The organism is Peredibacter sp. HCB2-198 (genome assembly GCF_045999315.1).
Taxonomy (GTDB): domain Bacteria; phylum Bdellovibrionota; class Bacteriovoracia; order Bacteriovoracales; family Bacteriovoracaceae; genus Peredibacter.
Genome location: NZ_CP174607.1, coordinates 2,133,863 through 2,153,482 on the forward strand (window position 1 = coordinate 2,133,863; position 19,620 = coordinate 2,153,482).

Sequence of the window (19,620 nt, forward strand, 5' to 3'; positions counted from 1 at the left end):
TGGCGAAAAAAAAAGTTCATAGTGCCAAAATGCACTTCTTACATAGATTAGAAAAACCTGTTATTTCTTAAATATTCCATACCACATGAAGGAGGAAAGGAATGTTAAAGCTCATCACAGCTTCTCTATTTTTATTCGTTCTAGTAGTTCTTCAGAACAATGCTTTTGCTCTGTCTCTAGACTGTAAATTTAAAGAAACGACTGTGACTGGGGTTAAATCAATTGAGATCAAGGAAGAGAGCCTTGTGATCAATAAGCAGCTTGAAATTCCAATGGAGAAATCAAAAGTGAAGTGTGGCAGCTTTGGTCGCCAGACTCGTTTCGATGGAAACGCACTTGGCTTCCAGGTGGTGCTGAAGTCTTGTACTTCGGAAGCAAAATTAGAAGGTCACTTGATTGATGAAATTCGTGAAGTGGCGGCGGAAGTTCTCTGCGATACTAAAAAAGAAATCTAAAAAGAAGGCCCTTTTTCAAGGGCCTTTTCATTTCTCCTATTAATTCGAAATATAATTGGTACTTGAGTCAGCATAGTTGTTGGCGGCATCGTAAGCACGGGCCTTAACAGATACGCTGGTTCCTCTCGGCATCGAGAAGTTACATGTATAAGGAGCAGTTGTGTCGGTGCACTTCTTGAATCCATTTACATAAAAAATCACTTTCGTTACCGCTTTGTTATCACTCGCAGTGGCCGCGGCAGGAACGGTTGCATAACGGGAGTACCTTGCTCCATTGGCCGGACTCGTGAGAGTTACCACTGGTTTCGTTGTATCGACAGTTGAGACCGCTGAAACGTTGATGGTCTTTGTTGCACTGGAAGTTGCGCCATCATTATCTTTAACAGTCAGTGTGGCCGTGTAGTTCCCAGAATTATTATACGTTTTTGTCACGTAAGCACCGGAGGCCGTTGTACCGTCTCCGAAATTCCAGGTGTAAGAGGCAATCGTTCCATCTGGATCTGTCGAAGCTCCTCCATCGAAGTTGACTGCAAGTGGAGCATACCCAGACGACACTGAAGACGAGATGCTTGCGACAGGGGCCATGTTCGCGTTCGTTGGAACATAGTTCATCGAAATTGTTTTTGAACCTCCATCAGCAGTAAGTGGAGTCGGGATACTTGCGGCCGATTGAGTGGAGTTGACGACATCCATAACTTCAAACGATGAAAGCGTGGCCGGATAACCCGTCGAACTGTCCGTCATGGTGAAATAAACTTTATTATCTGAACCATTGAAAGGCAGGTCAGAAATATCCATGAGGAAAGTGCTGGTTACTGCAGTAGTTGTTCCGTTAAAGGCGTAAGCTCCACCTTTGTTATAAAGAGTGAATGGAGTGAAAGTACTTGTCGCTGAAGTATTGGCGGTGGTTGACCAACCAAATTTAACGGCGAGCTGATTTCGTCTAGCGTGGTTCATCGTGAACTTCGCAAGATACTTTGGCTGATAAGCAACACCATTGGCCGAACGAGGCACCTGGTGATACACGCGATTCGACATAAAGGCGGCCACTCGTCCAGAGCTAGGGCCTCCTGGAACCGCAGAGACCGCTTTTAAAGCATCATAAGCGAGGAAAACATAGCCTTTGTTTTTCCATGACGTTCCGAAAGAGTTGGCGATTTTGAGAACACCTTTCTCACCGGTATCAACCACGTTGTTGTTGTTAATGTCCACCCATGCATTGTCGTCATATCCAACAATGGTCATACCGTGTCCATCCACTGTTCCGTTCATATAGCGCATGACCTGTTGGCCCGCGAGTGGATTAGAAGCTTGAGCAGGATCGGCCTTGATGGTGGTGTAGGTCCACGACGTAATATAAGTTCCGTAGGTCAGAACATATCCATTGGCGAGGAGCTGTTTTACCTGCTCAAGGCCCGCGGCCGTATCGACGTTGGTGATGTATTGAGCGGCATTGTTTCTACGTGAAAGAGCGATCTTTAGATGATCAAGGTTTGTGTTCCATTCACGGTAGTTTGAATCTTCCGGCCAGACACTCCAAGGAACACATCCGTGTTTTTGTAGCATCGCAAGCGCGTCCGCGAAGTAAGCGCCATCATCGACACCATCGTTGATCATGTTATAAACGAACTTGGTAGAACACTTGTGTGAGTTATCAGTGGTTGTATTATTGGCCCATCCCATGACCAGACCATTGTTATGTGAGTGCTGGTAATAGCCCATGGCCCAAGCGGCACAAGATCCTAGGATCTGATTACCGATGGTAGGAAAAGATGGAAGCAAACTATTATCAATGGCGGCCGGCATAGATCCACCAAAATCTTCTGATGAGACCTCACTTGAAATAGCACCGACCAGTTCAGAGTCGACGTCTGAAACCGAATCAACTTCTGTTTCTTTTCCATATTTCATGGCAGATGCTGGCAGAGTAGAGAGACCTTTTTTGGCCCTCTCTGCATTGATTCTTTTTAGCCCCAAGGCATTGGGTTTAACTCGCTTGATACGTCTAATACCAAGTTCTTTCTGCATGTATTTAAGTTCATTCTTTGTTACTGGTTTCAACCCGGGTTTGGCATTCGCTTCTGAGAATGAGAGTGTCAAAAGTAGGGCGGGAACGATCAACTTCCTGTTGGTCATATTTAGGTCTCCTCGTGATGATGAGACCTGATTATGAAAAAGAAATGTATTTGATGAAAGATTAAAAACTTTTTGGTCAGTGAGAAATTTGAAAATTTAGATAATTTGAGAATGGTTTACTCGGAATAGTTACACACTTATTCCACAATCTACCACTTACTCGCAGATAAGTGTCTCGTTGATCGGCTCATCAAAATTTTTACCCGTCATTTTCATCGTAAGTTGTTTGTTGGCCTTGCTCATGACTGTTGTTACATTCGCCACTTGCTGTCCGGCCATTGTTACTTTCATATTCATGTTCACAGTGTTGTTCACACATTTTACGACTGAACTCATCGAAATGGTCATGCCACTGTCCGGATCGGTGATGGTTTCAGAAACAATGCGGCCATCGGCGCGGTAAGTTTCGGTCTTACGCTCATTTGTATCAGGATCAGTTGAAGTCATAGAGTAAGTTGTCGCTCTGTTTTGGATCGCTTGAGTGATCACAACATCGGTTGAACCGGCAGTGCTACCAGTTTGAGAGCGGCAAGCAGTATATGTTCCAGAAAGATCTGGGCAAGCCATGGCAGAAAAAGAAGTAAACAGAGCGAAGGCAGCGATGAAACGCATGGATTCTCCTTATGATATTTTCAATAATTGCAACATTCGTGGCCCCAGACTGTCAAAGTCAAACTGGCCCCAGTAACAATGCGTCTCGCGTCAAGTATCGAGAAATATTTTCAAAAGTGATGGCACTTTAATTGCAACCCTCGCGCTCAAGTATACACAAGGAGTGTCCACGATGATTCGCAACTTACTGTTGTCTATTTGCTTATTGTTTCCAGTGATGACTTCTGCCCAGATCGAAACGTCATTCATGTTTAACGGTCAGAACGCTGAAGTTCTTAGAGGTGAGAAGAAAGTCACACAGGTCACGCAAGTTCCTGTGGAATTCCCAAGCACCTGTACTCGCCAGATTCCTTATGAAGTTCGTGTTTGTCGTGATGTTACTCGCTACCGTCAATCTTGCTCGTGGGTTCCTGCCTCGGAACGTTGCTGGAACGATACTGATCGTATTTGCCGTCCAGTGATCCGCACTCGTCATGAGTGCTCATCTGGTCCAAGTCGCAGAGTTTGCCAACAACAACCTACTCGTAGAATCTGTACTGATCGTCCTGCCAGACAAATTTGTCAAACTCGTCCGGATGGTCGTCGTGTTTGCACTGATGTAAGGCCGGGTGAGCATTGCACGGAAGTGGGCGGAGGAATGTCTTGTCACGATGTTCCGGGCGAACGCATTTGTCGTAACGTCAGCTACACAGATCAAGAATGTGACAACGTCACTCGCCGTCGTTGTGAAACTGTTCCAGGTCGCAACGAATGTTCGCAAATTCCTTACTCTGAAAACGTTTGTGGTATGGAAACTCAATATAGATCTGAGTCCTATGCTTGTACTGAAACTCGCATAGAAAACCGCACATCTGAAAAAACCATCAAATCTGAAGTGAACGTTCAAATCCTAACGAATGGTCTGGTTGAAGAGTTCCCAATGAGTGTGTTGGTAAAAGAAACAACTCCTGCACTAACGGCCTTTGTGATGGAAGCAAAACTTCTCAAAGAACCTCAAGTGTTTGTGGTCCTTAAAAAGAAAGAAGTAAAAGTTGCTGCATCAACTGAGAAAGAAATTGTGCTGAAAGGCTCGTTGGTTCTTGAAGTGATGGACGCTCGCATGCTTCCCATCTCTTTCCCGACAGCTGTTGCCAGTGCTTCTTTAGAGGCGGGGACTCAAAAGCTAATTGTTGTCATGGAAGGAGCGATGAGTGCGCAAGGTTCAGTGGACCTTCAGATTACTCATAATTCACTTCTCACAAAACTTAAAACGATAGCTGAGGCGAAGACCGAATATCCAAACGCCAAAGCTGAATTGGGTCAGGTTGAAAACAAGGCCGCGCTAAGCATTGATCTTAAAGGTCTAATTCAGAACGAACCTCAGAAGAAAAACATGCGCATGAAAATCAAACTCGGAAGCAAACTCATGCTTCAAGGTGAGATCATGAACGCGAAGAAGCCAGACACTGAGAAGCAATACGAAGGAATTTTCGTAGAGCTCAAGTGATACTCCCTTTTGGGGGGCCAGGAGGAAACTCCTGGCCCTTTTTATGGTCAGGAAGTTCGCGAATGCGAACGAGACCGGTATGCCGACGGCGGCACGATGCCGAGGAGTCGGCGATTTAGTGCCAGTTTCCTTTCTCCCATCTCCACGTGGTTGGATGAATGTTTCTTCCCGTCGCATTTCGAATGGTCATTTTTATAATGGGCATAGTGTCTGCCCAGGAAATATCAATTTGTCCGTAAGAGAGACCAAAAAAAGTTTTGGGATATTTTCTTCCGATATACCACCAGGCCTTGCGGTTCACAGTGTGAGTCATGCCACTCGAAAGAAACTCCAGTTGCCCCCAGTATTTAAAAATACTCGAGAAGTGTTTATCACCAGTGAGTAACACCGGTGCCTTCACTCCTTTTAAAACTTTTTGCATGCGTTCCACTTCTTTTGGGTAGTGCCACCATTCTTCCGTGTAGGGAAGAGTGGGCGAGAAGACCGAAAGGCCCACAACGAAGAAATGTAAATCAGCGGTACTATTTTTAAGTTCATTTTCTAACCATTGCCACTGGGCCTCACCCAACATAGGGGACTTGGGATCCACATCTTTAAAGTAACGGTTATCCAGAATAATGAATTTAATTTTTTGTCCACCCTCTCCGAGAAATTGATAACTGGTATAGATTCCTTCTTGAAGCCTGCGAGGAGAGTCTGCGGGCACATCGAAAAAATCGAGATGCAGACGTTGGCTTTCTTTTTTGAAGGCATTGTTTCCATCTGCATTGTTGTAGGCATAGTCGTGATCGTCCCAGGTGCCGATCATGGGAGTCATGGATTTAAATTTTGCATAGCCGGGATGCGCGTTTTGAATTTTATAAGCGCGATCAATTGCTTCTGATTTTCCCCAGTCGGCGTAAATATTGTCTCCGCCCCAGACCCACAGATCAGGTTTTTGTTTAATCATGTCGTTCCACAAAGGCTGTTTGTCATTTTGATCATTGCAGGAACCGAAAGCAAAACGTTTGATGGTGGTGAGATTTGTGACTCTGTCGTGATTGGTTTGTGCGAACGATGTGAGAGAGAAGAGCAAGAGCAACGCAAAGGTGTGCATAGTGGCCTCCTGGGTGGAGGAATCCTTGCACTATTTACTCGGAAATGGATGGTGCTTCGAACCAATCGTTTTTCTCGAAGCGAAAAGTCTTCTTGTGATACTCATTCCCATAACGATCGCGAATCATCATTGTGACAAGTGGAACTGAACCTTCCCATTGGATATCCACTTGTCCGTAATTTAACCCAAAGAAAGAAGTTTCATAACGGCGCCCTAAATACCACCAGAGAACTTGTGGCACTCTGTGAGTCATGCCACTGGACATAAATTCTAAGTGGCCATGGCGATGAAAGATGCTGGAGAAATGCATGTCACCAGTTAAGAAGATAACTCCTCTGGAGCGATGTTTTTCGACCAGCTCTAACAAGCGGTCGCGCTCAGTTGGATAGTTGGCCCATGATCCATCTGAAAAAGGGTGCACCGGCGAGAGGATGGAGAGACCGGCCATGATGAAAGTGAGTTTCGAGGTCGAGCGTTTGAGTTCTTGTTCGAGCCACTGCCACTGAGCTTCGCCAAGCATGGGTGCAGTTGTTTCAACATCCATGAAGTAGCGATTGTCTAAAAGAATGAGTTTCGTTTTACCGAAAGTGTAACTGGTATAGACACCCTGCTGTTTTCGTCGGGGCGAATTCAGAGGTTCTTCCAAAAAATCTAAGAAGAGTTTTTGACTGCGGTCCTTGTAGGCATAGTGTCCATTGGCGTTGTTGGTGGCGAAATCGTGATCGTCCCAAATTCCAATGAGAGGAAATTTCTTTTTGAAATGGATATAATCGGGAACGAGGTTTTGTTTGTCGAAAGCGGCCTTTAAATTTTTATTCTGTTTGTCAGCGTAGACGTTATCTCCACCCCAGATAAAAAGATCTGGTTTTACTTTTGCCATCTCTGTCCATAATGGTTGGGGATCATGTTGATTATTACAGGAACCAAAAACGAAGCGTTTTAATTCCTTGATGGAACTAATTCTCTCGCTGTTGGTATTTGAGAAGGCATCGATTCCGGAAAGAAACAAAATCAAAGCGATAATCCAACGCATGGTCACCTCCGGCGAGAGGGATCATTGCATCTTCAATGTTGTTCTGTCGATGCGAGGGTGCTGCCCAATGAAGAGACGATGACACACATAATGGCCGTCCATTGAAGCAGAGATAAATGCTCACTTAAAAAGATAAGTCCCATTAAACTCGCGACCGCTGGCTCCAGGCTCATGAGGACACCGAAAGTTTTTGTCGCCATTTTTTTGAGGGCCATCATTTCTAATGAATAGGGAATGGCACTGCCAAAAAGAGCGATGAAAACGCCGAGAGGCAGGGCCTCTGTGGTGAACATACGAGATGCATCTACTGCAAGACCAAATGGTAGAACGACAACGGCCGCAAAGGCCATTCCCATAGCGGAAGCGATTCCACCGCTATGACTGTCTCCGGCCTTCTTGCCAAAGATAATATAGAGGGCCCAGAAAAATCCTGCGAGAAGGGCAAAGAACATACCGACGGGATCGAGTGCTCCTGGACTGTCTGATTTCGGAAGAAGAAGGAAGATCCCAACTGCGGCCAAAACCACCCAGAGATAATCAATCTTTCTTTTCGAAGAAAAGATGGCCACGGCCAGAGGTCCTGTAAACTCCAGTGCCACTGCAATTCCCAGAGGGATTCTTTCAAGAGCGTAGTAGAAAGAGAGATTCATGAGTCCCAGTGAGACTCCATAGAGAGCGAGACTCTTCCATTCATTCTTTGAGAACTTCACTCGCCAAGGTCTAAAAAATAAAATCATCATGATGCTCGCGAACATCAGGCGAAGGGACGAAGCTCCCGCTGCACCGGCGATGGGAAATAATTTTTTAGCGACTGAGGCCCCGAATTGAATGGAGCACATGGCGAGGACGAGAATGAGAATAGGAAATAATCTGTTCATACTAAAAGGGGTCCTTGCGGACCCCGTTATGGAAAGGATTAGGCTCCACCCTCAGAACGCTTTTTCTCGTGGTACGTGAAAGCGGCCTTCATGTACTCGCGGTTAGCGCGGGCGATGTGTTCGATAGAAATGCTCTTCGGACAAGTAGCTTCACACTCAGCGTGAGTACTACAGTTACCGAAACCAAGTGTATCGTGTTCGTGAACCATGCTAAGAGCACGCTTCGGAGACTCAACTGCACCCTGAGGAAGAAGAGCAAGTTGAGAGATCTTCGCACTCATGAAAAGCATACCTGAACCGTTTGGACAAGAGGCCACGCAAGCACCGCAACCGATACAAGCGGCAGCGTCCATCGCTTCATCAGCGATCGGCTTAGGAATAAGGATTGAGTTACCATCTGGAGCGTTACCAGTGTTCGCTGAAACGTAACCACCGGCCGCCATAACTTTATCAATCGCAGAACGATCAACTGTAAGGTCTTTGATGATAGGGAAAGCAGCTGCACGGAACGGCTCAACCACAATCGTGTCACCGCTCTTATACATACGCATGTGAACCTGACATGTTGTTGTGTTCTTGAAACCACCGTGGGCCTTACCATCAATCATCATTGAACACATACCGCAAATACCTTCGCGGCAGTCGTGATCGAAAGCAATTGGATCTTCGCCTTTCCCAACAAGTTGCTCGTTAAGAACGTCGATCATTTCAAGGAAAGACATATCTGGAGAGACCTGTTCAACACGGTAATCAACCAGTTTGCCTTCTGTACTATTGTCTTTTTGACGCCAAATCTTCAGGTTTAACGTCATATTTTCTGTAGATGCCATAAATCTAGCGCTCCTTATTTATACGAACGAGTAGCGAGTTTAACGTTTTCAAACACGAGCTCTTCCTTGTGACGGATAGGGCTTGAGTTAGCACCCGTGTATTCCCACACGGCCGCGTGAGCAAAGTGCTCATCATCACGTTTCGCTTCGTTATCAGGGGTCTGGAATTCTTCACGGAAGTGACCACCACAAGACTCTTTACGCTCAAGAGCATCTAGTGCCATAAGCTCGCCAAGTTCAAGGAAGTCAGCAACACGAGTTGCTTTATGAAGTTCTAGGTTGAAGTTTCCAGTGTCACCCGGGACGCTTACGTTGTGCCAGAATTCTTCACGAAGTTTTCTGATTCCGTCGATGGCCTTTTTAAGACCTTCTTCGTTACGGCTCATACCAACGTTCTCCCACATAATGTGGCCAAGCTCTTTATGGTAGTGAGTAACAGTGTGCTTACCCTTAATTCCAAGAAGCTTAGAAGTCTGAAGCATAACTGCTTGCTCAGCATCTTTGAAAGCGTTGTCTTCAATCGTTACTTTTTCAAGCGGAGTTGAAGCAAGGTAGTTACCAAGAGTGTATGGAATCACGAAGTAACCATCGGCAAGACCTTGCATAAGTGCAGAAGCACCAAGACGGTTTGCACCGTGGTCAGAGAAGTTTGCTTCACCAAGAATATGTAGACCAGGAATTGTCGACTGAAGGTTATAATCTACCCATAGACCACCCATAGTGTAGTGAACCGCAGGGTAAATCATCATTGGTGTTTTATAAGGATCGTCGGCCGTGATTCTTTCGTACATTTCGAAAAGGTTACCGTACTTACCTTCGATTGTTTCTTTACCATCACGCTTAATCGCATCACGGAAATCAAGATAAACCGCACGTTTTGTAGAGCCTACGCCTTTACCTTCGTCACAACGGAACTTGGCCTGACGAGAAGAAACGTCACGTGGAGCAAGGTTACCGAATGAAGGATAAACGCGCTCTAGGTAGTAATCTCTTTCATCATCAGGAATGTCTGCTGGCTTACGAGTATCACCTTCTTTCTTCGGAACCCAAACACGTCCGTCGTTACGAAGAGACTCAGACATAAGTGTTAGCTTAGACTGATAATCACCGTGAACAGGGATACAAGTAGGGTGAATTTGTGTGAAACAAGGGTTAGCGAAAGCAGCACCACGCTTATAACATCTCCAAGCGGCAGAAGCGTTTGAGGCTTGAGCGTTGGTAGAAAGATAGAAAACGTTACCGTAACCACCAGTACATAGAAGAACAGCATCAGCTGCATATCTTTCTAGTTCACCAGTAAGAAGGTTACGAACGATAATACCACGGGCCTTACCATTGATCGTTACAAGGTCCATCATCTCGCGACGGTTGAATTGCTTGATCTTACCTTTGGCAACCATCTTCATCATACCAGAATAGGCACCTAGAAGAAGCTGCTGACCAGTTTGTCCGCGGGCGTAGAATGTACGAGAAACTTGAGCACCACCGAAAGAACGGTTATCAAGATATCCGCCGTATTCACGGGCGAATGGAACACCTTGAGCAACCATTTGGTCGATGATGTTGTTAGACACTTGAGCAAGACGATAAACGTTTGCTTCACGGGCGCGGTAGTCACCACCCTTGATTGTGTCGTAGAAAAGGTTTTTTACCGAGTCACCATCGTTAGGATAGTTTTTAGCGGCGTTGATACCACCTTGAGCGGCGATCGAGTGAGCGCGGCGAGGTGAATCTTGAATACAGAATGAAAGAACGTTGTAACCAAGTTCAGCAAGAGTTGCGGCAGCGGAACCACCAGCAAGACCAGTACCAACAACGATAACAGTGAATTTACGTTTGTTAGCAGGGTTTACACGCTTAGCTTCGAACTTATATTTGTCCCATTTCTCGGCCAAAGGGCCGCTAGGAATTTTGGAGTCTAGATTAATCGTCATATTACACTCCCTTCAAGTAGGCCCATACAGATAGGAAAGCGAAGCCTCCACCAACTGCAACAGCATACACGTAACCGATTAGTTTAATTTTTGAATAGTATTTTCCGTGGTTAAGTCCTAGAGACTGAAACGCAGAAGCAAAACCGTGAGCGGTGTGAAGAGCAGCACATACCATGGCCACTACATACCAGGCCACGTTCACTGGATTCGCGAAGTATTCCATCGTCGTGCGATAGATGTCTCTCATCACAACACCACCAACAGTAGTTTCGTAATAAGAACCGAACTTAAGATTCATAAGGTGAAGAATGAGGAACACGAGAAGAACCAGACCTGTGTAAGGCATAGTGGCCGACATGAAAGTTGTTCCACGACCAGTGTTCTTCTTAACAGCGTATTTCTGAACGCCACGGGCTTTTTTGTTCTCGATAGTAAGCTTGAAAGCAAGACCAAGGTGAACGAGGAAAACCAGACCAAGACCAGCTTCAATAAGCCACAGAAGTGCGCCTAGTGAAATCAACTTGTGACTGTAGAGGTTGAAAGCATCCGGACCAACCATAAGTAAAAAGTTTCCTGAGAGGTGACCCACAAGAAATCCGCAGAGAAGTAGACCAGTAATGGCCACTAACTGTTTTCTACCGATGGAAGAACCGAAGTAATGATTAACAGCAGATGTCATCATACGAAAGAACTCCCTTTGAAAAAACGAAAGAAATAGATGGATATACGTCTGAATTTAATTGCTTTTTAGAGTACCAGATTTGAACGAGTTGTCAGTCGAGAATTTGATTTTTTTAGCCGACTAATACGAAGCGTTATTTGGCGTTTTTAACAACTGAATACATAGTCAAACAACGCTGACGATTGAGTTCGTAGCTCACAATAGGAGATGGATAGTCCGAAGCCTGATTTAAATCAGGTTGATGGATGTCTTTTGCATTTAAGTGAGCAAGCTCGGGAACCCAAGATCGGATGAATTCACCTTTCGGATCGAATTTTTCACTTTGAGAGTAAGGGTTAAAGATGCGGAAATAGGGCTGAGCATCGCAGCCGGAGCTTGAAGACCATTGCCAGCCCCCATTGTTGGCAGCAAGGTCAAAGTCCAGGAGTTTCTCAGCAAAATATTGCTCACCTTTGCGCCAATCAATTAAAAGTGTTTTGCAAAGGAATGATGCCACCACCATCCGCAAGCGATTATGCATCATACCGGTCTGGTTAAAGCAGCGCATGGCCGCGTCTATTATTGGGAAGCCAGTTTCACCTTCACACCAGGCCTTGAAGTGACGTTCCTCACCCAACCACTTAATTTGGTCGTACTCACGCTTGAATGCCTCTTTTATAATATAAGGATGAGTGTCCAGGATCATTTGATAAAAATCTCGCCAGATAATTTCTGATAACCATGTCCGGGCACCTTCGGAATGATGAGAAGTGGCCAAGCGAACCATGTCTCTAATGGAAATGTTTCCATGACGAATGTAGACCGAAAGATAAGAGGTCCCTTCGATCGCTGGGTAATTTCGATTCTCTTTATATTCATCAAGCTTCGCTTCAAAATTTTTCAGACGTTTAAGTCCTGCCTTGGATCCACCGGTTAAGAGTGGAGGAGTTTCAATGAGGCCAATATCTTGGTACCAGTTGTGTTTCAAAATATTTTTTTGGTCTTCAAATTTCCTGAGGTTTTTAAGATCACACGAAAAGTCGGAAATGATTTTGTCCTGTGATTCAAAAGTTTCGATCCATTTATTTTTGTAAGGAGTAAAGACCTTGTAGATGCCACCCGTGTTGGTTAAGACTTCACGTTTTTCATAGAAGACAGTGTCTTTAAATTGTTCGAAAGCAATATTGAGGGCCGCTAGCTTCTTTCCCACTTTGGTATCGCGATCTTTGGCATAGGGTTCGTAATCGCGATTACAAACCACGCGTGAGACTTTCAGTTCCTGAGCGAGCTTGGGGATTTCTTCCACTGGATCACCATAACGAATGATGATGGATGAACCTTTCTTGTGAACTTCTTTCTCCATTTCTTCCAATGACTGATAGATGAAAGTCACGCGCTGGTCTTGGGTGTCTTTAAGTTTATTCAGAATCAATGGATCAAAAATAAAAACCAACGTCGTTTCACCTTTCTCCAAGGCACTGGAGAGGGCGGCGTGATCATGTAAACGAAGGTCTCTTCTTATCCAACAGAGTTGATTCATAAGAAGATTTTCCCAAAGAAAAGGGCCCTCTTAAAGGGCCCCTTTTTGTTTGTTATAGATTTGTTGAAGTGATTAACGCTCTAACTTGATTGTTTTTAATAGTTGTTCCGGCCTAGGCGTGTCTTTCGGATCAATGTCACCTTTGATCACCCAAATTTGATCCGGCTTCTGTGGATTTCTAAGATAAGTCAGATCCACGCCACCTTCAGCATTAATGGTCTGGATGATGGAGATTGAATCAGGATCACTGGCACCAATACCCATGACTTCTTGCTGACGTCCATATTTATAAGAGAACTCATCTCTCACTTGTTTTAGACGGGTCAGATCCACATCTTTATGGGCCTTGCGCGCACCAACCAGAACACGGGACTTTAAGAGGGCCTGAAGTTCAGGAGCACGGTGAGCGCCGTATTCACCAACCACCATGGCACCCATGGCGAAGGCCTTACCAACTTCACGGTTCTTCGAAGTAGAGTAGCCGTAACTTTGGCCATACATCGGACCTGTTTCTGAGTGGTCTTTTGCCATCTTCACTAGTCCGTCACCAAAGACATCATCATTATATTTTTCAAAATCTTCCAAGGCCGCTTTGCGAACCGCCTCTGGTGAACTGTTCCCGCGGAGTTTTCCAACCACAGCGTTTGAAGCATTGTGGGCCGAGAGTTCTTTGAACATTTGAAGAATCTCAGGCTCAGTTTTTACTGCGTGCTTACTCGCGAGACCACGCCAAGTGATCTGATCTGAGTACCAGTTCTTCATTTTAAAGTCGAAAAGCTCTTTGTTATCATAACTTGATTTACCATAGAGCTGTTTGAAGTCATCATCCACGTAACCGATCTCAACACGTTCAACACCGTATTTAGGGTGCTTGTAGTAGATGTTGTTTTTGGCATAAACAGCTTCGGCCTTCTTATGAAGTTTGTCCCAAGCACCAACTGGATCTGATTCAAGTTGAGCACTCAGAGTCGGATCGGCCTTCATTTCACGTTTTACAATTTCGCGATAAAGACGAGGATCAATGTATTCCACGCCTTCCATTTTAGTTGCGTTCTTAGAGGCACCTTTAAGGTCCATTTTAACTGGAGGGCGTGTGAACGGAGTAATAAGTTCTGTCGAATTTTCAACCGTAAGACCAAACTTCAAACGTTCAGTCATATCATCTACCAGGAAGTCGGTGGCAAGAATACCGTGCTTCACGATTTTCTTCCAATCTTCAAGACTGCGGTAAATGTCGGCGTTCGGATCAATAATACGCGGAGGCGGAAAGCCTTCTTTCATCAGGGCATATGAAAGACCGAATTCTCGAGTCGAGCGACCGTTACCATTGGCAAATGGATGGATCGAAACCAGGTCCCGCTGGAACTTTGCCACGAGATCCACATAGGCATCAAGCTTCTCTGGAGTATTGATGTCTCCAATGAGCGTTCGTTCACGAGTGAACCAATCCATCAGATCGTCCACCATGGCATCAACCAGTTTTCCGTTTAGCTCCTGACGAACTTTTTGCGAAGAGGTGTATTCCTTATTTAAAGCATCGAGCTGTGCTTGAAGTTCTTTTCCTTGCGGCGTTTGTCTTTCAAGCGCACCCAGCTTATTTAATTCTTCAGAGACAGCTTTGGCCTTAAGATACGGTTGCTGAACTTTTTCAATCTCAACCACGAGCTGGGGATGTTTTGCACGAATGAGATCCAGACCTTCTTTACTTATGGTCGAGGCATTAGGGTAGTAAGCACGGCCATAGAATTTTCCATCGGCGGTCTTACCATTTTCAATCCAAGTGATGTATGGGTTCTTTTCAAGCTCAGTCTTAATCGCTCCATCAATGGCGTAATTTTGAGGAACGTTACCGTAAACTTCCGCCGTTCTAAAGGTCCCGATTTGAGAAGGATGGATATTTTCAATTCCACCCTTCATCATGTGCTTGTGGACTTCTTTAAGAGTCGCGGTTGAGAACTCCGGTTTCTCTTCTAGAAGATAGTTCCGGGCATTTTTGAAGTTCTCGAAGGCCTCTTTCTCATAGCGAGCGGCCATTTGAGATTTATCCAGTTGCTTTGTTCCGTTGAGGAACGTATCCAGCTCCGGAACCGTATGCTGATAATCAATGAAGTAAAGTGACTCTAAGTTATTTGTGATGTCCTTCGAAGGAGTCTTCTTATAACCCAGGACCTTTTGGATAAAGTTGCCTGATGAATCAGGATTTTTGTCCTTAATAAGTTTAAAAAGCTGCTCTCTCTGATCAAGGTAGTTGGCCTTGGTAATGTCTTCAGCGAAACCACTAAAGAGAGTGTTACCTGGCTGAACCAGTTCACGCACAGGCGGACGGCCCGCGAGACCAGCTCGGATCAGAAGATCGGCTTCGTCTTTGGTAAATCCACCTTCAGTCAGAATGCGGTACTTCTCGCGCAGTTCAGACCAGCTGTATTCAAACACCTTACCTTCACCAAATAGGTGAGCGTCTTCCAGTGCTTTTTGAAGTTTGACCTTCTCCTCAGGTGAGACAACTTCACGCTTGGTGATCTTCATCGCTTCTTTAAAACGTTCGTCTTGTTTTAATTGAGAGTTATCAATGATCTTTTTATAAGTGGGAGCATTGTCTTTGATGATCTTAGAGCGTGCTTCCCCTTGGACCACATGAGACTGATAACGCTTAAGCAGGGCGCTCTTGCGAGCACTGTCCGGCATTTGTTCAATGGTAATATAGAGTTCTTTTTCTGCTGCCAGGACTTTTTCAGAAGGAAGTTTCTTGGCCAAGTTTCCATACTGAAGTTCTGGATAAAGGTTTCTCACGATATCAGAGAAGTCGGCCTTCTCATCATCCAGGACTTTTTCCAGAATCTCACGGCGTTTCGGTTCAACTTTCTTGAGAAGTTCTTCTTCAAGCTTCGTGGTATCTTTCTTCTTAACGCGGGCCTCTTCTAGCTTGGCCAGAATGGTCTCTGTTCCTTTCTCGCTCTTAACCACGGCCGTTGTCGCAGCAGTTGAGACCGCCAGACGTGGAGCTCCTAGTTTGAAGGCCTTCTCAAAAGTTCTTGAACCTGATTTGAAGGCGAGAGTTGTAAGAGGGTTATCAATTGGATAAAGAACCGCGCGACCAGTTGCTTTAAGGGCCTTACCACCAAACACGATGACCTTGCCGGTTCCCGTGTCTTGCATGAAGACCTTGCCTTTTTTCATCGTTTCAGACAGAACACCATAGGCGCTCTTTGCGACTTTTCTCGCTGGAGTAAGAAGGTATTTACTGATAGAGGCGAGGGAAGCAGAAACAGTTGCTTTTGCGGCCTTCGCTTTATTTGTGAGTTTAAGAATGTCGTCAACTTTCGAACCAGCATCGGCGGCAATTTTCGCCACCCGAGAGTTCTTGATGGCGGCCATGCTCTTGTCTGACACCTTGAAGAGCTTCGCAATTTTTGCGGCACCATTGGCACCATGTTTTGCGGCCGTGAGTAGACCTCCAGTGAGGAACGCAGGAATAACTTCTGCCACCAGAGTTCCTGTCACTGAACACAGACCATTCACCATGGACTTACATGAAATACAGTCAAAGCTATCAGTTGGTTTAAGACACTTACTGAAACGTGGAACCTTTTCCCACTTTTCACAGAAGACATCTGCTTTGAGCCACTCTTTAAGAGCGGCCACGAGACCGGTCCACATTTTCTTCATGGTACCGGAGAAGTCATTGGTTAACATGTCGAAGACGCCAGGGTCTTCGGAAGCGCGGGCCAAGGCAAGTTGAGCAGTCGAAGAGTGATCTTCAGCGCCACTTACCCAGTCCCAGAATTTCCCCATCTGTTTACCAGCGGCCTTGCCTGCCATTTTTAAAAGATCCCAAGCTCCTTCAAAGAAAGAGATGGCGGCCTTTAAAAATCCAGTCGCAAGCTGTGTGGTACAACTATCATCACCTAGGTGACAATTCTTAGGTTTGGCATTTTCTGGAACGATCATTTCCGCAACATAACCACCAATTCCCATGGCCCCGGCCACAAGAGCACAGGTCATGTCACTACCACATTGGTTTTTGATGGCTTGTTTTTTTGGTTCAGTACAGCTTAGCTGTTGTTGAGATTTACTCAGCTCTTTAATTTGGGCATTTAAGCTGTCTTCTTGATCTGGAAGTTTACAATCACCACTTTCGCAGCCGAGGCGGGCCTCCAAGCGGTTTTGATGTTTTAGAAGTTCAGTTTCGAGATGATTGATTTCAGTGATGTATTTCCAACACTGCTCAGACAGACCGTTCTCTTCAAAATAGGTCTTGAGATCCGCAGGACGTCTACCTTCGGAAGGAAGACAGGTGTCTTCATAGACCTTCGTGAGATCTTCCAGTTTATCAACGAGCTTGGGGATACACTCACCATTTTCACAGGTGGAGACCGGGGCCTTTTTGCTTTCCGCAAAGGCGGGAGCAATTCCCGAAAGAGAAGAGAGAAGAAGAACCAGCGCCAGGTGGAGAGAAAGAATTTGTTTCATCTTACACCCCTCCGCAGTCTAGCGAGCTGATGAGATCTGAGAAGTCCTTTTCGTGCTTTTCGTTTTCGATCAGACGGAGGGACTTAGAGAAAATAATTTTTCCCCGACATTCAATGTAGTGGGATTTCTCGAGATAGTTTTTCCCTTCATGCACATAAGAGAAACCAATTGAATGAACGCGGTGACCATGTTGATTGACGGTCGCTTTATAAGGGACGAATGAACGAGGAGTCGCTCCGACCTTGTCGGCCCATATTTTTTTATTGTTCTCATAGGACTTTTGGTTAGAAGAAAGTGAGTTAATGTCTAACTCAAGTTCAGCTCCTGTGTCCGTGAAGGAAATATTCGAGCGCTGTCCATTAGACTCAGGCGAGAAATAGATAAACGGCATCCCGAATAGATCACGACTTAATTTCCAGTCGGATTTTTCTTCAACAAAGATGGATCCACTGTTTTTCTTGAGCTCCAAACTTTTAGCTTGGGCGCTTAGGGAAAAAGTCATTACAATAGAAAGGACGAAAAATATTTTCATCATATGAGACTCCTACCTCGTACTATTCGGAACTTAGATGAAAAAGGTGAGTGCCATGCAGGTCTTAATCGAAAACCCACAAGCGACGATCAAAAATAAACCGAAATCTCTTCTTCCAAGTTTCTGGTCCTCTTCCATGTTTTATATGGGACCCACCTTTTCAATGACTTCGCTCTTTGATTTGAGTGATCCTCTCGGTCTTTCTCCCTTTGTTTCAGTGGATGCAAAGATTGCTTTCATGGTGGCCCTTCTCGATAAAGGTGGAGCGGTTTTGGCGAGAAATATGGGTGCTCTTGGAGTGGTAGCGATCCAATTCAGCGCAGAGACGGTGACTCAAAATGAAGATCCAAAAAAAATCACCAATTACTATCAGGAGTACTTTTCTTCTGAAGTAAACAATCCCGATCTCGCCAGCTACGATCAGATCATTGTTTTTGGTGTATCAAATGTTATTCCTGAACTTTGGAAAAAATTAAAACCGGGTGGGCACTACATCTTTGGAACTGAAGGTTCTTTAGAATATCCCAATCCTAAGACCTTCGAGGCCATCGGGACATTATGGCCAGAGGGCGAGGCCACAGAATTTGGCTGGAAATTTAATAGCGAGGAATTGGGACTCGTTAATTTCGAAGTTGCGAAGATAAAAAAGCTATAAGTTCTCAATAATGAGGCCGGTCTTTTTTAATTCATTAAATTGAATCTCATCCTGAACAAATTCACGATCACTTTGAGGGCCGTCTTCTAAAAACTGCAAGAGTTCAAGCGCCTCTTCACTTAATTCCATCGTATGAAGTTTGTCATGAGTGTCTCTGAATAAGCAGAGAACATGGGGACGTTCAATAATTTCAATGTTCCCGCTCAATGCTTGTTCCAGCATTTTAGAAACATCAAATTCCAAACTTAAAAACAGGGCCGTTGGGTTAAGAAAAATACCGCTCTGATGAGGAAAAGGTTCAATGGAAGTCTTGGCATCATAGAGGGCCAGTTCATAAAAAGCGAGTTCAAAAAGATAAGGGGGACAATCACCGTCGAGAGATTTCTGCTGAAGATATTCAGGAAAGGCGAGATCAATGTAATCTCTTTCATATTCTTCAGTGACCGCTTCCCAATTAAGATCTGAGAAGAGGGTGAGGCTTGGAAACATTTTTTGTAATGAGTTCATAGACCTCACCCTTTGTTTTTAAATTACTTCTTCTTTGTCTTTGGAGCATCAACATGCTCTGGATGATGGGCCTTATGATCGTGGGCCTTGTGATGAGCATCATCATGATCATGGTCTACTTTATCAGTAGTAACATGCTGGTGTTCTTTATCATGACCTTCTTTCTTTTTCTCTTCATGATTATGGGCAAAAGCAGAAACAGTTGTAAGCATAAGCGCCAAAGCGAAAGTAACGAATTTCATAGGTTCTCCTAGGTTTGTGGATCATTGACTTTTCGTCCCATTCGGAGGCAAATTTAATGAATTATGAGTGACTACCCACAAGAAAAATATATTGAGCTAGAAAATAATCCTTATCTTTTAGGTCGGATTACTCTGCATCAGGTTAAAGAGCAGTTTCATGCAGAAGTGGACATAATTAATAAGGAATCTCATAAGATCTTTAAGCATGTTGATATCATCTATCATCAGTTGAGCGCTGAAGAGGCCCTGATTGTTGGTGTACAAAGACTTAGAAAATTTTTAGATTCGGTTGAGAGAACAGCAGATGATTCTGACGAAAAGCCAGACATTCTGCATTAGAGGACATCGTGAGTATTTTTAAAGTAAACGATATGAGCTGTGGTCATTGCGAGAAAGCAATTAAAGCTGAACTTGCAAAAGAGAACCCGGCCGCCAAGGTCGAGGTCAATCTTAAAGATAAGACCGTGACCGTGGACAGTGTTTCTGACGAGCGAGTAATTTACCTACTAGAAGAAATTGGTTATACGCCCGAAAAAATGAAATAATACTGGTA

The 19,620-nt window shown here is 44.7% G+C and carries 18 protein-coding genes; 5 read left to right on the forward strand and 13 right to left on the reverse strand.

Features of this window, described 5'->3' with window-relative positions:
* The first annotated feature begins 101 nt into the window (after positions 1 to 101).
* Positions 102 to 455, forward strand: a complete 354-nt coding sequence (locus ACJVC5_RS10545; RefSeq protein WP_408095471.1) for a hypothetical protein — start codon at positions 102 to 104, stop codon at positions 453 to 455.
* A gap of 39 nt (positions 456 to 494) precedes the next feature.
* On the opposite strand, the gene ACJVC5_RS10550 is transcribed toward ACJVC5_RS10545, so the two are convergent.
* Together ACJVC5_RS10550 and ACJVC5_RS10555 are read right to left on the reverse strand one after the other, a co-directional pair.
* Positions 495 to 2,591 (reverse strand): PKD domain-containing protein, encoded by a 2,097-nt coding sequence (locus ACJVC5_RS10550; RefSeq protein WP_408095472.1) that lies wholly within the window; start codon positions 2,589 to 2,591, stop codon positions 495 to 497.
* 156 nt (positions 2,592 to 2,747) lie between these two features.
* On the reverse strand, positions 2,748 to 3,203 hold the full coding sequence (locus ACJVC5_RS10555) for a hypothetical protein (protein ID WP_408095473.1): 456 nt from the start codon (positions 3,201 to 3,203) through the stop codon (positions 2,748 to 2,750).
* 172 nt (positions 3,204 to 3,375) lie between these two features.
* Here ACJVC5_RS10555 and ACJVC5_RS10560 point away from each other — a divergent pair, with 172 nt between their 5' ends.
* A complete protein-coding gene (locus ACJVC5_RS10560) occupies positions 3,376 to 4,689 on the forward strand; it encodes a hypothetical protein (RefSeq protein ID WP_408095474.1) in 1,314 nt (437 codons plus the stop codon).
* 115 nt (positions 4,690 to 4,804) lie between these two features.
* On the opposite strand, the gene ACJVC5_RS10565 is transcribed toward ACJVC5_RS10560, so the two are convergent.
* The 9 genes from ACJVC5_RS10565 to ACJVC5_RS10605 form a co-directional block, all read right to left on the reverse strand.
* The gene (locus ACJVC5_RS10565) at positions 4,805 to 5,785 is read right to left on the reverse strand and encodes an alkaline phosphatase D family protein (protein ID WP_408095475.1); all 981 of its coding nucleotides are present in this window, start codon (positions 5,783 to 5,785) and stop codon (positions 4,805 to 4,807) included.
* A 34-nt stretch (positions 5,786 to 5,819) separates the two neighbouring features.
* Positions 5,820 to 6,818: an alkaline phosphatase D family protein gene (locus ACJVC5_RS10570; RefSeq protein ID WP_408095476.1), complete on the reverse strand. Its 999-nt coding sequence runs from the start codon at positions 6,816 to 6,818 to the stop codon at positions 5,820 to 5,822.
* A 32-nt stretch (positions 6,819 to 6,850) separates the two neighbouring features.
* Positions 6,851 to 7,696 carry an EamA family transporter gene (locus tag ACJVC5_RS10575; protein WP_408095477.1) on the reverse strand — a complete coding sequence of 282 codons (846 nt, stop codon included), beginning with the start codon at positions 7,694 to 7,696 and terminating at the stop codon, positions 6,851 to 6,853.
* A 38-nt stretch (positions 7,697 to 7,734) separates the two neighbouring features.
* Entirely contained in the window at positions 7,735 to 8,508 is a 774-nt protein-coding gene (locus ACJVC5_RS10580; protein WP_408099233.1) for a succinate dehydrogenase/fumarate reductase iron-sulfur subunit, read from the reverse strand.
* Positions 8,509 to 8,540: 32 nt separating this feature from the next.
* Entirely contained in the window at positions 8,541 to 10,460 is a 1,920-nt protein-coding gene (locus ACJVC5_RS10585; protein WP_408095478.1) for a fumarate reductase/succinate dehydrogenase flavoprotein subunit, read from the reverse strand.
* Position 10,461: 1 nt separating this feature from the next.
* Positions 10,462 to 11,142, reverse strand: a complete 681-nt coding sequence (locus ACJVC5_RS10590; RefSeq protein WP_408095479.1) for a succinate dehydrogenase cytochrome b subunit — start codon at positions 11,140 to 11,142, stop codon at positions 10,462 to 10,464.
* 133 nt (positions 11,143 to 11,275) lie between these two features.
* Complete coding sequence (locus ACJVC5_RS10595) at positions 11,276 to 12,661, reverse strand: cryptochrome/photolyase family protein (protein WP_408095480.1); 1,386 nt, start codon at positions 12,659 to 12,661, stop codon at positions 11,276 to 11,278.
* A gap of 72 nt (positions 12,662 to 12,733) precedes the next feature.
* On the reverse strand, positions 12,734 to 17,131 hold the full coding sequence (locus ACJVC5_RS10600) for a hypothetical protein (protein ID WP_408095481.1): 4,398 nt from the start codon (positions 17,129 to 17,131) through the stop codon (positions 12,734 to 12,736).
* A gap of 1 nt (position 17,132) precedes the next feature.
* Complete coding sequence (locus ACJVC5_RS10605; RefSeq protein WP_408095482.1) at positions 17,133 to 17,666, reverse strand: hypothetical protein; 534 nt, start codon at positions 17,664 to 17,666, stop codon at positions 17,133 to 17,135.
* A 34-nt stretch (positions 17,667 to 17,700) separates the two neighbouring features.
* On the opposite strand from ACJVC5_RS10605, the gene ACJVC5_RS10610 reads away from it, so the two are divergent.
* Positions 17,701 to 18,318 (forward strand): hypothetical protein, encoded by a 618-nt coding sequence (locus ACJVC5_RS10610; protein WP_408095483.1) that lies wholly within the window; start codon positions 17,701 to 17,703, stop codon positions 18,316 to 18,318.
* Here ACJVC5_RS10610 and ACJVC5_RS10615 read toward each other — a convergent pair.
* Together ACJVC5_RS10615 and ACJVC5_RS10620 are read right to left on the reverse strand one after the other, a co-directional pair.
* On the reverse strand, positions 18,313 to 18,825 hold the full coding sequence (locus ACJVC5_RS10615; RefSeq protein WP_408095484.1) for a hypothetical protein: 513 nt from the start codon (positions 18,823 to 18,825) through the stop codon (positions 18,313 to 18,315). The two genes, ACJVC5_RS10610 and ACJVC5_RS10615, sit on opposite strands and share 6 nt — an antisense overlap.
* Positions 18,826 to 18,848: 23 nt before the next feature.
* Positions 18,849 to 19,067: a hypothetical protein gene (locus tag ACJVC5_RS10620; protein ID WP_408095485.1), complete on the reverse strand. Its 219-nt coding sequence runs from the start codon at positions 19,065 to 19,067 to the stop codon at positions 18,849 to 18,851.
* Positions 19,068 to 19,130: 63 nt separating this feature from the next.
* On the opposite strand from ACJVC5_RS10620, the gene ACJVC5_RS10625 reads away from it, so the two are divergent.
* Together ACJVC5_RS10625 and ACJVC5_RS10630 are read left to right on the forward strand one after the other, a co-directional pair.
* Positions 19,131 to 19,406 (forward strand): hypothetical protein, encoded by a 276-nt coding sequence (locus ACJVC5_RS10625; protein WP_408095486.1) that lies wholly within the window; start codon positions 19,131 to 19,133, stop codon positions 19,404 to 19,406.
* A gap of 8 nt (positions 19,407 to 19,414) precedes the next feature.
* A complete protein-coding gene (locus ACJVC5_RS10630; protein ID WP_408095487.1) occupies positions 19,415 to 19,612 on the forward strand; it encodes a heavy-metal-associated domain-containing protein in 198 nt (65 codons plus the stop codon).
* Positions 19,613 to 19,620: the final 8 nt, after the last annotated feature.

Coding starts and splice junctions, on each gene's coding strand:
- ACJVC5_RS10545 (WP_408095471.1), top strand. CDS start 102: ATGTTAAAGCTCATCACAGCTTCTCTATTTTTATTCGTTCTAGTAGTT.
- ACJVC5_RS10550 (WP_408095472.1), bottom strand. CDS start 2,591: ATGACCAACAGGAAGTTGATCGTTCCCGCCCTACTTTTGACACTCTCA.
- ACJVC5_RS10555 (WP_408095473.1), bottom strand. CDS start 3,203: ATGCGTTTCATCGCTGCCTTCGCTCTGTTTACTTCTTTTTCTGCCATG.
- ACJVC5_RS10560 (WP_408095474.1), top strand. CDS start 3,376: ATGATTCGCAACTTACTGTTGTCTATTTGCTTATTGTTTCCAGTGATG.
- ACJVC5_RS10565 (WP_408095475.1), bottom strand. CDS start 5,785: ATGCACACCTTTGCGTTGCTCTTGCTCTTCTCTCTCACATCGTTCGCA.
- ACJVC5_RS10570 (WP_408095476.1), bottom strand. CDS start 6,818: ATGCGTTGGATTATCGCTTTGATTTTGTTTCTTTCCGGAATCGATGCC.
- ACJVC5_RS10575 (WP_408095477.1), bottom strand. CDS start 7,696: ATGAACAGATTATTTCCTATTCTCATTCTCGTCCTCGCCATGTGCTCC.
- ACJVC5_RS10580 (WP_408099233.1), bottom strand. CDS start 8,508: ATGACGTTAAACCTGAAGATTTGGCGTCAAAAAGACAATAGTACAGAA.
- ACJVC5_RS10585 (WP_408095478.1), bottom strand. CDS start 10,460: ATGACGATTAATCTAGACTCCAAAATTCCTAGCGGCCCTTTGGCCGAG.
- ACJVC5_RS10590 (WP_408095479.1), bottom strand. CDS start 11,142: ATGATGACATCTGCTGTTAATCATTACTTCGGTTCTTCCATCGGTAGA.
- ACJVC5_RS10595 (WP_408095480.1), bottom strand. CDS start 12,661: ATGAATCAACTCTGTTGGATAAGAAGAGACCTTCGTTTACATGATCAC.
- ACJVC5_RS10600 (WP_408095481.1), bottom strand. CDS start 17,131: ATGAAACAAATTCTTTCTCTCCACCTGGCGCTGGTTCTTCTTCTCTCT.
- ACJVC5_RS10605 (WP_408095482.1), bottom strand. CDS start 17,666: ATGATGAAAATATTTTTCGTCCTTTCTATTGTAATGACTTTTTCCCTA.
- ACJVC5_RS10610 (WP_408095483.1), top strand. CDS start 17,701: ATGAAAAAGGTGAGTGCCATGCAGGTCTTAATCGAAAACCCACAAGCG.
- ACJVC5_RS10615 (WP_408095484.1), bottom strand. CDS start 18,825: ATGAACTCATTACAAAAAATGTTTCCAAGCCTCACCCTCTTCTCAGAT.
- ACJVC5_RS10620 (WP_408095485.1), bottom strand. CDS start 19,067: ATGAAATTCGTTACTTTCGCTTTGGCGCTTATGCTTACAACTGTTTCT.
- ACJVC5_RS10625 (WP_408095486.1), top strand. CDS start 19,131: ATGAGTGACTACCCACAAGAAAAATATATTGAGCTAGAAAATAATCCT.